The sequence below is a fragment of the Paenibacillus thiaminolyticus genome (assembly GCF_003591545.1).
Classification (GTDB): domain Bacteria; phylum Bacillota; class Bacilli; order Paenibacillales; family Paenibacillaceae; genus Paenibacillus_B; species Paenibacillus_B thiaminolyticus_A.
Genome location: NZ_QYZD01000020.1, coordinates 69694 through 82796 on the forward strand (window position 1 = coordinate 69694; position 13103 = coordinate 82796).

The following is a 13103-nucleotide window of genomic DNA, read 5'->3' on the forward strand; positions in this document are numbered from 1 at the left end:
AGCCCCGTACACAAGTCCGTACTGGCCGCCGCAGGCACGGCAGCCGGTTCGGAATCTTCCGCTCATCGCATCGCCCGGCGCAGCTCGAGCAATTCGGCATAACGCCGCTCCAACAGCTCCCTCTCGGCCTCATCATGGCGAACCGGCTGGGACAGCCGGGACAGCAGCTCGGACCATTCCAGCTCGACCTTCATCCGCTGCTCTTCTGTCCAGACCGCTTGCTGCGGGGCCGTACCCTCGGCTTGCGAGTCCTGCGGCGGCGGCGGCGCCTTGTCGGCATGCAGCGCCTCGATCGGCAGCAACTCCAGCGACTGTCCGCTGAAGCGGAGGACATGCGTGGCCGTCCGTTCCAGCAGCATCCTGTCATGGGTCGCGAACAGAAGCGTCCCCGGATAGGCGGCCAGCACCCGCTCCAGCTCCTCGCGCGCCTCGATGTCGAGGTAATTTGTCGGCTCATCCAGCAGCAGCACATTGGCTTCGCTCAGGAAGAGCTTGACGAGCTGCGTCTTGACCTTCTCTCCGCCGCTTAGCTGCCAGACCGGCTTCAACGCCTCGTCCCGGCGCAGCCGCAGCCGGGCCAAGGCCGTGCGAATGGCGGTCTGGTCGTAGGCGCTCGACTTCTGCACGTTCGCCAAGGCGCTCTCCTGCAGGTCAAGCGAGTACAGCTTCTGATCGAAATAGGCGACGCGCGCATTCGGCGCGAACCGGATCATGGCGGATGAAGCGCCCGCTTCCGGCCCGCCGTCCGGCGCTTCACTTCCATGCTTCAACAGCCGCAGCAGCGTCGTCTTCCCCGAGCCGTTCGGCCCGAGCAAGGCCACCTTCATCTGCGGACGAATGCGGAAGCTGCTGTCCCGCACCAGCTCCCGCTCCCCGGCGCAGAGCCGCATCTCCTTTACCTCGAGTGCATTCTTGCTCCGGAGGGGCCGGTGGCACTCCGCATCGAAGGCGACGGACGGAAGCTCGAACGGGCGCTCCACCTGCGGCAGCTTCTCCAGCCTCGTCTCCATTGCCTTGACCCGCTTATCCATCTTCCCTTGCTTGCGGTTGAAGTGAGGGCGGGCAGAACGAATCTCCTTGCTGGTTAATCCTTTGCGGGGACGCGGGGTGCCGACGCCCTGGGCCGTGACCCTCGTCTGGACAATCATCTCCTGCAGCCGGTCCCGCTCCGCGATATACTGGTCATACTCGCGCTGGCGCTCCGTACGCAGCCGTTCCTTCTCTACACGGTAATCGTCGTAGCCGCCGGCATAAATATGGAGGGTTCCGTGTTCCATCTCCCATATTTTCGTGCAAACCCGGTTCAGGAGCGTCCGGTCATGCGAGATAAGCAGCAGTGTGCCCTTCCGTGAGAAATCGAGCAGCCGCTCTTCCATTCGCTTCATCTGCTCCATGTCGAGATGGCTGGTCGGCTCGTCGAGCAGTAACAGCTCGGCGCCGCCCTGAAGCACCTGTTCAAGCCGCCGCTTCGTCCGCTCTCCACCGCTAAGCGTCGCTTCGGCCGAGGCTTCATCCCGGATATCGTCGAGCTGAGGCACGAAAGCGGAGGACGCCATTCGCCGGACGCTGCCTTGCGCAGGCTCCAGCAGCCCCGCCAATATCCGAATCAGTGTCGTCTTGCCTGCACCGTTCGCCCCGATCAGCCCGATCCGTTCGCCGGAATAGACGCGCAGCGTCTCCGGAATCGAGAACAAGCGGCGGTCTCCGGCCTCGGCGGCCAGGCTGCTCGCCTCCAATATAAGCTTGCCAGCATGGGGCAGTTGTCTGCCTTCTGAGTATCTGTTTGAATTCATAAAAAAACCTCCCTGGATTCCAGAGAGGATAGATGATACGGCAATGCTCAAGGATGTCTGGCCGCTGGCCATACTGCCGGCAAGCCGCAAACAACGCGTGCCCCAGAGGCAGCGTCTCTTCGCCAGCAGCCGAAGCTGCCTGCTTCTTGCAGCGCCTGCATCGCTTAGGCAGTCAGTCCACCGCGCGTGTCAGCGCAAGTTCTCACTGCGCCGAAGCGCGCAACAGCAAGGATATCCTTGAATATGGGTCAAGACATAGCCGGTGACAATCCGCCCGCAGGCAGATCTATCCTCTCTGAACGTACATTTTGAAATCGATGTCGTCAAAATGATTCGCTTCAGTTCGGATTAATTGCTCATCGGCGATATACCTTGCCCTTTCCTTCGAAATGTAGTGCCCGCCCGTCTCGCTGCGGCAGACATATCTTCATTGTATGCGATGGAGCCGCCTTCTGTCAAAAGTCCCCCCCGCTGCCCCTCCCCCTTCGGGAGGATGATTAATTCAACGGGTCCAAATAAGCGCGATGCGGATTGGAAAAGCCGAATCGGTTGAAGCGGTCCCAATTGATCGACCACGTCATCAGGCCGCGGAGCTCTGGATAACCGGACGGGTTCCGCAGCGTATAGCTGCCCCCGAACGCTCGCCCCTTGATGAGATAATCGAGCGCCTTGTGCACTTCTGCGGCGCTCGTATAGCCGTTGCCCGCCTGGCTGTCAGCCGGCAGGCCGATGACGACCTGGTCCGGGCGGAGCCCCGGGAAGACCCGGTTCGGATCTTTGGCGAGCGTGAAGCCCGTCACCAGCATGTCGGCCATCGCCACATGGAAGTCGGCGCTGCCCATCGAATAGTACCGGTTGTCGAGACCGGTTACCGGTCCGGAGTTGTAATGCTGCACCTGCACCCAAGCGATGATGTCGCGCAAGGCATGGATGACAGGCAAGTATGCCCCGGCGCGCCGATCGCCGCCCCATTGGCCTGCGCCGTAATTCGTGTACCCGACCTGGACGAAAAACGTCTCCGGTGCCATCGTCAACAGGAACTCTACTCCAAAATGATGATGAATGGTGCGCAGCGCTTCGATCAGATGGATAACCGCCGGTGTCGTCGGGCGCTCGAGATCCGTATCCCCTTGGTTCAGATAAAGCGACTGCCCTTCGAAATCAATGTCCAATCCGTCAAATCCGTACTTCTCGATAATCGCGATCACCGATTGAACGAACCGGTCGCGGGCGGCGGGAGTCGTCAATTCGACGTGGCCGTTCTGGCCACCGATCGAGAGAGTCACTTTTTTGCCCAGACTTTGCAAGTAAGCGACATCTTCCTTGAAGGCGGCATCGGTATATTGGTAAGGCGTGAATTCAATCTGCCCGCTGTAGTCCGCCGGTTCGGCAAAGGCGACATGGATAACATCGAAATTGGTGGAGACATCCCGCAGCGGAAGGAAGCCCGCCCCGTTCATGAAGTTATGCCAGTAGCCGACCAATACTTTGCCGGGCAGCGGAGCCGGCCCGCCGGCAGCTGAGGTCGTCACATTCAAGGCGGCGCTGGGCGGGGAGACATTGCCGGCCGCATCCTTCGCCTTCACCGAGAAGGAATACGCCGTCTCCGGCGCCAACCCGGTCACAATCGCGCTTGTGGCGCTCGTCGCCGTGGCCAATGTCTGATCCCGGTACACCTCGTATCCCGTCACCCCGATATTGTCCGTCGCTGGGCTCCATGCGAGCGACACACTGGTCGCCGTCTTGCCGATCAGCCTCAGATCGGTCGGGGCGCCGGGAGGTTCGTTATCCTCCGGCGCTTCTCCCTCGCCGACGTAGCTCCACAGCGCCGGCACGTTGGGCGGCTCCCAGCCCGCCAGCGACGTATGCGGCTGACAGCAGCGGTATATCTTCCCTTGGAAGGATACGTGATCGTTGACGGCGTAACTCACCCCCGTAGCCCATGGCGCAGCCGCGGCAAGGGCTACGTCAGCAGCCGGCAGCGCTTCGGCGACTCTTGCCAGCGATGCTTCGGCGATTGTTGCCAGCGGCGCTTCGGCGGCTGCTGAAGGCAATGCTTCGGCGGCTGCTGGCAGCGGCGCTTCGGCGACTCTTGCCAGCGACGCTTCGGCGATTGCTGACGGCGGCGCTTCGGCCACTTCTGGCAGCGACGCTTCGGCGACTCTTGCCAGCGATGCTTCGGCGATTGCTGACGGCGGCGCTTCGGCGACTCCTGACGGCGACGCTTCGGCGGCTGCTGACGGCGCCGACAGGATGCGGACCGCCTGTTCCGGGCCAGCGGCAAGGCCGGCGGCGCTGCTTAATCCGCTGAAGGCCGACCTGACCTGACTGGCAAAGGCATAGCCGCTCGTAGCGTCCCAATTGACCGACCATGTCATCACGCCGCGGAAGTTCGGATACCCCCCGGCTTGCTGCAGCTTATATCCACCGCCGTAGGATGTCCCCTTCACAATATAACGGAGCGCCTTCGCGATATCTGCCCCCGAGGTGTAGCCGCCCGAAGGCGCAGCGCTAGGCACCGCCGGAAGGCCGATCGCGACCTGATCTTCCCGCAGCGGCTGGAACAGATTGTTCGGGTTGCGTCCGATCGGGAAGCCCTGCAGCAGCATTTCCGCCATGGCCACCTGGAAATCGGCCGTCCCCTGTGTATAGACCCGGCCGTCCAGCGCCTCGTTGCCGCCGGCGTTATAATGCTGGACATGAATGAAGTCCAGCTTGTCGCGCAGCCCGTGAATGACGGGCAGGTAGGCGCCCCATGGACCGGCGTATGCGACGATACCGCCCTGGACGTAAGCGGTCTCTGGCGCCATCGTCAGCATGAAGCCCGGGCCGACGCGATCGCTGAGCTGCCGGACGGCGGCGATGAGATTGACGATTTTCGGCGTCGTCGGATGGCGGTAATCCGTGTCCCCGGCGCCTAGCGAGACGGAACCACCCTCCAAATCGATGTCCAATCCGTCAAATCCATAGGTCTGGATGATGCTTGCCAATGAGTTTACGAAATTTTGGACGTCCTGATTGCTGTGAAGCTCAACCGAGCCGTTCTGCCCGCCGATGGAAATCAGCACCTTTTTCCCCTGGCTGTGCAAATAGGCGACATCCGACCGGAATTCCGAGACCGTGGCATTATACGGCGTGAAGCTTAAGGTCGAGTGGTCTCCCCCTACGGCCTCGGCGAAGGCGACATGAATCACATCATACTGCGGCGATACATCGCGCAGATTCAGGGCGGTCGAGCCATTGTCGAAATTATGCCAGTAGCCAATCAGCAGCTTGCCGGGAGCCGGATTCGGGTTCGGTCCTCCCGGTGCGGTCGTGACGGTCACGGTCACGCTCGATGCGGAAGCATTGCCCGCCGCATCCTTCGCCTTTACGGCGAACGAATACGCCGTGTCCGGCGTCAGTCCCGTCACGGTATACGACGTGATAGCGGTCGTTCCCGCGAGCGTTCCATTCCGGTATACCTCGTAGCCGGTGACGCCGACATTATCGCTCGCCGCGCTCCAGCTAAGCGACACGGCCGTGGACGTAAAGCCGGTCACGGCCAGATTCGCCGGCGCCGTCGGTGGCTCGGTATCCGGTTCCGGTTCGGGCTCCGGTCCGGGGCCTGCCTGCGGCATCCACAGCCCCGGCGCGTTCGGCGGCTCCCATCCGTTCAACGAGGTGTGCTGCTGGATGCATTTGTAGTCAGCTCCGCCGTAGGTGACAACATCGCCGACCCGATAATCGGTATTCGGCGCCCATGACGGGGCCGCAAGTACGCTTGCGGGGAAGACGGAACAGAGCAAGGCGATCACGAAGAGACAAACCAGTGCTTTGCGGTTCGCTGCCCACATTTCATTACGTTCCTCCTTTTTGTTATCAGCATGAATCAAGCCTTCGGGAAGGCCAACGTCGCCATTACTACAGCATCACCCCCAACTTCGTTCCCCCCTGGCCGCTGCAGCCTCTGTCACCACGGATCAGAACTGAGCAAAATATTCCCAGGAGCTCTATACATTCCAATAAATCACCCTCGCGGGCTGGCTACAAGGATAAATATCTACACAGAGGGATACTATTCTATATTCGGTATAACGGCGCTGAAGAGGAACAATCATTGGGGGAGAGACTTGAAGAGAACAACTTAGAAGAAATCAACTCTGAAAATTACTGCTTTGTAGATTGCTGCATGAGAGATAACTACTATTAAAGAGTACCGCTCTAGAGATAACTACAATGGAGATTAATGCATTTGAAATAGGTGCTTTGGAGTTTGATTCATTGGTGATAGGTGCTCTGGAGATAGTAATTTTGGGGCAACTGCTTTGAAGATTGCAGCTTTGGAGATGGCTAGTTCGGAGTAACTGCTCTGAAGATTACGGCCTTGGGAATCGCTAGTTCGGAGTAACTGTTTTGAAGATACAGCTTTGGAGATCGATAGTTCGGGGATAATGGCTTTGAAGATTGCAGCTTTGGAGATGGCTAGTTCGGAGTAACTGCTCTGAGAGAGAATTCGTGCGGAGAAATATACGTTCCTTCTTCCCCCAACGGATTGCGCTTGTTGTTTTGCTGAACCCGGCGTTGGAAGGTCGAGCTTTCTGTCATTGCGATTCTATGGAAATACTGCAGAAATGCAGTATTCTCACCGAGGCGGATGTTCAAATTAGAAAATCCTGCAAATAGGCATCAATTTTCGCCTGCTACTGGGCTCAAATGGAGTGAGAGGGGCAGATTCCTGTACTTTTGCAGCAATTTCGTGAAATTTCCCCTCTAAACACCAAAATTACTGCGCTTTTGCAGGATTTTGCCATTTGTGCCGCATCCGGCGCTGTCCGAGTTTCATAAAGCCTGTGGCAATGCCGCCAGCCCTGCACGCTTCGGTGGACGATCCCCGGGCTACAGCTACGCTTGCACCTCTGCATCCGTAACCGGCAGCAGGCAGGATCGCTCCCCATAAGCGCCATTCCGGAGCCGCAAAAAACCGCTGAAGCCTCCCCTTCAGCGGTTGAACCCACGCGCTTCGCACCCGCGCCCTTCAGCCATCCGGCACCCGTGCGCTTCAGCCCTTCGCACCCGCGCCCTTCAGCGCTTCGCACCCGCGCCCTTCTGCAGTCCGCACCCGTGCGCTTCTGCAGTCCGCACCCACGCGCCTCTGCCCTTCGCACCCCCGCGCCCTTCTGCGCTTCGCACCCGCGCGCTTCTGCGGTACGCACCCACGCGCCTCTGCCCTTCGCACCCGCGCCTCTGCGGTACACACCTTCGCGGCTCCATTCCGATCCAAAAAGGCGCGGAATCCCGTTCCACGCCCCGTAAACCTTATCAAAACATTTTGTAGCCGCTCTTGCGAAGAAGATCAATCGTCTTGCCGCTGATGAAGGCCCCGGCCAATCCCGCCAATGCTGTCAAATAATCAACAAGGCCATAGCTTCCGATATTGCCGATGAAGGACAAATCGCTCTTCCACAGCATCCAAATGGTCGCCGGCAGCACAATAACGATATAAAATCCGATTGGGAACCAGGTCGTCTTCATCAGCATGTTCAAAATAAACCCGATCCCGAACATCATGACGAAGAACAGCATCATCAAAATGATGACCATAATCCAGCCCATCATGTCTATCATCATCCCCCTGTAACTATCTCCATATGGATACTCAGACGGCCTGCCGCATATCCAAAATTCACTAATTTGCCTTGATTAGTATTAGTGTACTGGCACAGAAGCCAAAAATCAACGAACATTCAGTGACATTTATCACCTCCACATTGCTCCCGGGCTGACAGATAAGCTACAATGGCCTTGTGTATGTTCGATGATGAAGACATCTTCATATAATAAAGCATTGGAGGTTCACGACATGAATGAAGCCGCATTAACATTGGAAGGCTGGTATGCGCTCCATGATTTTCGCTTAATCGACTGGACGAAGTGGAACAAGGCGGATGACGAGGAGCGAGCGCATGCGCTGGACGAGCTGCAATCGCTCTGGTCCGATTGGACCAAGGCGGAAGAGGAGAAGCGGGGAAGCACTGCCGTATACAGCATCGTCGGGCAAAAGGCCGATCTCGTTCAATTCCATCTGCGCGAGACCTTGGAAGAATTGAACGCGATGGAGCATGCCTTCAACAAAACCTCCTTCGCACAATATACGATCCCAACTTATTCGTACGTGAGCATTGTCGAGCTGAGCAATTATATGGCGAAGCCGGGTGCGACCGGCGATCCGATGGACAATCCGGAAGTGGCGGCCCGCCTGAAGCCGGCGCTGCCGAAGAGCAAGCATATCTGCTTCTATCCGATGAACAAGAAGCGCGACCTCTCCGACAACTGGTACATGCTGTCCATGGATGATCGCCGTGCCATGATGCGAAGCCACGGCATGATCGGCCGCAGCTATGCCGGGAAGGTGAAGCAGATTATTACCGGTTCCGTCGGCCTGGACGATTGGGAATGGGGCGTCACGCTGTTCAGCGACGACGCGCTGCAATTCAAGAAGCTGGTCTACGAGATGCGCTTCGATGAAGTGAGCGCCCGCTTCGGCGAGTTCGGCTCCTTCTACGTCGGGAACCTGCTCACGCCGGAGAAGCTGAACGACATCATGAAAGTTTAGCTATTCCGGCCGTTACGAGGAAGCGAAGACCGGGAGCCCCCATGGGCGGCCCGGTCTATTTTTTATCTGTGCGTATCCCGCAGCTTTGAATCGTTCTCCTGGATTAAGTTAATCCTCATGCTCCCATCACTCCGTGCTGCCCTGTTCCCTTGACAAGCGCCCCTCCCCACCGCTGCTATTCCCATCGGTACTATTCCCATCGATACCGCTCTGCGCCAGTTCGGCGCGTTCCGCGATCAATGGCGATTCCATGGTACCAAGGGGGATGCCTTTCTTCGAAGATACAATGTAATTCAAAGCGATGGCTGCGATTTCACCCGGCGCTTCGCTTCTTCCAGCTTCAATCCAGCCTTGTAAGATGCCTACAAATCCGGAAATAACAAAAAGGGAATAATAATGGGCTTCCCGTGCGCTCATTCCGATTGTCAGCGATTTCCATTCATTCTTGAATTTTCCCTCAATCATCCGGCTGATGCGCTTCCCTGTCGTAATGCTCCCGGTTTTACTTAAGAGGACTACGCAAATCTCAGAGTTGTCATTGAAGTAATGGAACAAGCTAGTGAGCAAACGCAAAGGATTCTCTGCGAGTTCGAGCGGTGAAATAAGGCTGATAATGTCGGATATTTCGGCAAAAATATCGCTTTCGATCTTGTCCTGCAAATCATACACATCGTTGTAATGCAAATAGAAGGTGCTGCGGTTCACGTCGGCCAGCTCCACGATCTCTTGCACGGAGATCTCGTTGATCATCTTCGCCTGCAGAAGTGTTGTATATGCCGCAATAATCGTTTTTTTCGTTTTTCGCACCCTGCGATCTTCCGGCTTCTTCCCCATGTTTCAGTTGCCACCTCCTCTGACTAACATTTTCCTCTTGCGTTTTCCGCTTTATTATACCATAATGTACATCATTCCACTAAACAACACTTGTCTATTATCTTTTCTCATTATGCAACTTTCATCCCATTCTTTTTTAGGAGGTCTTTCATATGAAGGATAGTATTTCCGAGTTCAAAAAAAATCTGAAATCGTTAAGAAAGCAATTTGTAGGCGGCATTTTGCAGGAGACAGGCAGCGTGCTTGACGAGAAAAAAACCGATGTGGCCGAAAAAGTAAAGCGCGGGATGGGGAAAGGCAGCCAGGCGCTCTCAGGAGCACGCGCGAAACTGGAACAAGAACTGAATGCAGACAGCGCGGATACTCGATAAACCGCATATCCATCGATAGGGGGGATTCTCATGACATTTTGGGAGACATTTTTCAGGGGCATAAAAAACAGCTTTCAAGGAAAAAGAAACATCGTTACCGTGCTGATTATTTCATTTGTGCCGGTACTGTATACGTTTTTCTTCGGGAAGGCTTTCTGGGATCCGTATCATCATCTGGATAAATTACCCGTGGCCATCGTCAATGAAGATAAAGGAACCGCAACCTCGAATTACGGGGAGGACCTGATGAAGCAATTGCAGGTCGGCAAGGACGTACAGTGGAGGTTCGTGGACAGGGAGAGCGCTGATGCGGGGCTCAGACAGATGAATTACTATGCCGAGTTTGTCATTCCTGAGAATTTTTCGGAAGCGATCGAATCGGCGCAGCATGGAAAACCGCAGACCGCTGTCATTGAACTGTATACGAACAGCAAAAACAATTTTCTCTCCACCTTATTGGCCGAACAAATCGAGAGACATTTGGAAGCAACGCTTTCCGGACAAATCGCCGAGCACACTGTGCAGACCATGCTTGATCGGCTCGCGGACGGAGCTTCCGCATTGCAGGCCGGGGCCGATCAATTAAGCGCAGGAGCCGCGCAATTCGGAGAGAGCTTATCCGGGCCTGATTCGGCAAGATCCGTTTCCAAGGGAGTTCCGTCTTCCCCGCCGGAAGCCGAGAAGCGGATGGAACAGTTCGCCTCCGAAGCAAAAAGATACGCGCAAGCCACGTCGCAATACAGGCAAGAAGTATCTGGGCTGCAAAACGGAGGAATCGCCGCGTTTATTTCCCAATCCCGTTGAAGGCAAGCAAGTGGACTGGAACGAAGTCCCCAATTACGGAACTGGGTTCGCCCCTTACTTTATCTCGCTCTCTTCATGGCTGGGGGCTTTATTGCTGGCGATGACCGCGGATTTCCGATTAGGCGGGGACAACAACATTTGGACACGGACTAACAGCTTCAATGCCGTGGCCGGCCGATATGCGGCGTTCGCCGTTCTTGGCCTGTTGCAGGCGGCTTTGCTCACGCTTACGGTCACAGCGCTTGGTATCGAGCCCGCAAGTTGGACCATGCTTTTCCTCGTTATCATGGCAGGTTCATGCGCAAGCATCGCGATTGTCACGACGCTAGTCTCCTTGCTGGGAAAAATCGGGCAGCTTCTGTCCATGGTTTTGCTACTGTGTCAGCTTACGTCGAGCGCTGGCACTTTCCCGATAGAGCTGACATCAAGCAATATCTTTACAGCTCTGCATCCGTTCATTCCGTTCACCTATTTTATCCAAGCGTTGCGGGAAGCCATCTCCGCGAACCCGATGGACTATGGCATGGTATGGCGGTCTTTGGCGGTGCTCGCGGTTTATGTGATCGGTTTTCTGACGCTAGGCATCGCATGCAGACGCAAGAGCGAAGCATGGCTTGATCGGCAGGCCGTAAAAGTTCAGGCAGCAGAATAGTCGGTGATGCCCCATTGTTGCATGAGGCGCAAGACGAGAGTCAAGAGCGATGGCCACCGCATGCCTAGCCAAAAAAAAGCCGCCGCATCGAACTGCGGCGGCGGTGTGCCCATCTTGCATCACTCTTCTTCATCCTGCAAAGAAGCCAAATATTCCGCTGTCATGCGATCCCGCATGCGGCCTTTTTCCTTCAGCCGTTCGATCGCTGGTTGAATGAGCAGATCGATTTCTTTTTGCACCGTATAGGCCAGATCGTGGCGGTTCTGCTGCTCCAGATACGATCCGACCTCCATCAAGGCGTTGTAGCGATCCAATTCGGGGCGGGTCAGCAGCCCTCGCACCTGCACGCTGCAATGACGCATCGCTTAGAAGAACTTTCCTTTGCGAAGCGCCAAGGAAATACCGCCGATGATGAACAGCCAGCGAATGTCGATCACTTTTTTCAGCTGTGCCGCCCAGAAGCCTTTCAGCTTCTTCGAGCCGACGACGCCGATCGCTTCGCCTTTGCCCAGGGATGCTACAGTCCCTTTATTATGATACTCGAATTTCTTGAGCGGTTGATTGCGAATGGAAGCGACGATATTGCTTGTACATACCGGACCTTGCTGCATCGCCATCTGCGCCGTCGGCGGGAATGGACGATCGTTCGCCGGGTTAATCATCAGCGAGTTGTCGCCGATTATAAAGATGTTGTCATGGCCAGGCGCTCTCAAATATTCATCCACCTTGACACGGCCGCGCATCGCTTCGAAGCCGGCTTGCTCGATGAGACGGTTGCCGCGGATGCCCCCGGTCCATACGACGGTGGCCGCCTTGATCTCTTCGCCGGTCGCGAGCACGACGCCTTCCGGTGTGCATTCCTTGATTGCGGTCGCCAGCTTGAACGTTACGCCCTTCTTCTTCAGCACGTTCATCGCGTATTCGACCAGCTCCGGATCGAAGCCAGGGAGCGCTGTCGGCGCCGCTTCAATGTTATAAATATTAACCAGCTGCGGATCAACATCGAACTGCTTGCACAGCTGTGGAACGCGATCGGACAATTCGCCTACGAACTCAATGCCGGTGAAGCCCGCTCCGCCGACGATGAAGTTCAAGCGCTCCTTCTTGCTCTCATCCTGCTTGAACAGAGCGAATTGATGCTCAATATGCTCGCGGATGACGCGAACCGAGTTGATGCTGCGAATGCTGAATGCATACTCGCCCAGACCCGGAATGCCGAATGTCTCCGGCTCGCCGCCCAGACCGATGACCAAGTAATCAAAGGACAGCGTTCCGTCTTCCAAAATGACCTTCTTGTCTTGCACGCGGATTTCTTTGACGGCCGATTTGACGAAATCAATCTTGAACTCGTCGATTAGCTTGGAAATCGATACACGCGCATTTTCATAGGAGTCTGTACCGGCAGCAGGCATATGCAAATGAGTCGTGAAGTAATGGTAGTCATGTTTGTTGACCAGCGTTACATCCGCTTCGTTGTAGTTCAATTCTTTTTGCAGCCGTTGAGCTGCCATGATGCCACCGTATCCCGCGCCTAAAATGACGATTTTAGGTATGTTGCTCATCGTAATTTGCTCCTTCCAGTCGGGTAAATCAACTTGAGCCGACTCTGTGGACCCGCAGGAAAAGAATCGGCTGTGCTTCGACGCCCATTTATAATCAGTTGTAGTGGAAATGTGAAAATCCCCACAAAAAAAAATAAACTATTGCTTACGCGATGTTGTAGAAATGATACGCCGCTGTGAATTGCATCATCGACAATTTATCGAACTTTGTATACAATCCACATGCAATGATATCGAGTTTCCAGCTAAAATACAAGCATCATTTTTACTTATTCCTAAATGTAAGCGTTTAAAATGTTTGTTTTTTCGAACTGTCAATTAATGGGCCGAGATTTTCGTGTTCTTCCTTCTTTCCTATATTGTACCACATTTCATTTGTGAAAATCGCTGACATCGCATGAAACATATTCAAATGCATTGTTTCCTTCTCTCCGTACTAGGTTTATAATGGATAATGTGCCGGATTGCACAATGACCATGATCACGTGGTCA

General features: G+C 55.6%; 10 protein-coding genes. 4 read left to right on the forward strand and 6 right to left on the reverse strand.

The window, feature by feature from the left end; translation table 11 throughout:
* Nucleotides 1–62: 62 nt before the first annotated feature.
* From abc-f to DQX05_RS19920, 3 genes are all read right to left on the reverse strand, one after another.
* Nucleotides 63–1793 carry a ribosomal protection-like ABC-F family protein gene (abc-f, locus tag DQX05_RS19910; RefSeq protein WP_119795239.1) on the reverse strand — a complete coding sequence of 577 codons (1731 nt, stop codon included), beginning with the start codon at nt 1791–1793 and terminating at the stop codon, nt 63–65.
* A gap of 497 nt (nt 1794–2290) precedes the next feature.
* On the reverse strand, nt 2291–5629 hold the full coding sequence (locus DQX05_RS32380; RefSeq protein ID WP_259392131.1) for a carbohydrate-binding protein: 3339 nt from the start codon (nt 5627–5629) through the stop codon (nt 2291–2293).
* 1465 nt (nt 5630–7094) lie between these two features.
* On the reverse strand, nt 7095–7388 hold the full coding sequence (locus tag DQX05_RS19920; protein WP_087440912.1) for a YuiB family protein: 294 nt from the start codon (nt 7386–7388) through the stop codon (nt 7095–7097).
* A 247-nt stretch (nt 7389–7635) separates the two neighbouring features.
* On the opposite strand from DQX05_RS19920, the gene hemQ reads away from it, so the two are divergent.
* Nucleotides 7636–8388, forward strand: a complete 753-nt coding sequence (gene hemQ, locus DQX05_RS19925) for a hydrogen peroxide-dependent heme synthase (RefSeq protein WP_119795241.1) — start codon at nt 7636–7638, stop codon at nt 8386–8388.
* Between the two features lie 126 nt (nt 8389–8514).
* On the opposite strand, the gene DQX05_RS19930 is transcribed toward hemQ, so the two are convergent.
* The gene (locus DQX05_RS19930; protein WP_182914827.1) at nt 8515–9138 is read right to left on the reverse strand and encodes a TetR-like C-terminal domain-containing protein; all 624 of its coding nucleotides are present in this window, start codon (nt 9136–9138) and stop codon (nt 8515–8517) included.
* A gap of 236 nt (nt 9139–9374) precedes the next feature.
* On the opposite strand from DQX05_RS19930, the gene DQX05_RS19935 reads away from it, so the two are divergent.
* The 3 genes from DQX05_RS19935 to DQX05_RS19945 are packed head-to-tail and all read left to right on the forward strand — an operon-like array spanning nt 9375 to nt 11049.
* Complete coding sequence (locus DQX05_RS19935; RefSeq protein ID WP_119795244.1) at nt 9375–9593, forward strand: hypothetical protein; 219 nt, start codon at nt 9375–9377, stop codon at nt 9591–9593.
* Nucleotides 9594–9623: 30 nt separating this feature from the next.
* Nucleotides 9624–10397, forward strand: a complete 774-nt coding sequence (locus DQX05_RS19940) for a YhgE/Pip domain-containing protein (protein WP_119795246.1) — start codon at nt 9624–9626, stop codon at nt 10395–10397.
* 10 nt (nt 10398–10407) lie between these two features.
* Nucleotides 10408–11049, forward strand: coding sequence for a YhgE/Pip family protein (locus tag DQX05_RS19945; RefSeq protein WP_182914828.1), 642 nt, complete (start codon nt 10408–10410; stop codon nt 11047–11049).
* 119 nt (nt 11050–11168) lie between these two features.
* On the opposite strand, the gene DQX05_RS19950 is transcribed toward DQX05_RS19945, so the two are convergent.
* Nucleotides 11169–11411, reverse strand: a complete 243-nt coding sequence (locus DQX05_RS19950) for a hypothetical protein (protein WP_119795249.1) — start codon at nt 11409–11411, stop codon at nt 11169–11171.
* Nucleotides 11412–11414: 3 nt separating this feature from the next.
* A complete protein-coding gene (locus tag DQX05_RS19955; RefSeq protein WP_119795251.1) occupies nt 11415–12611 on the reverse strand; it encodes an NAD(P)/FAD-dependent oxidoreductase in 1197 nt (398 codons plus the stop codon).
* Nucleotides 12612–13103: the final 492 nt, after the last annotated feature.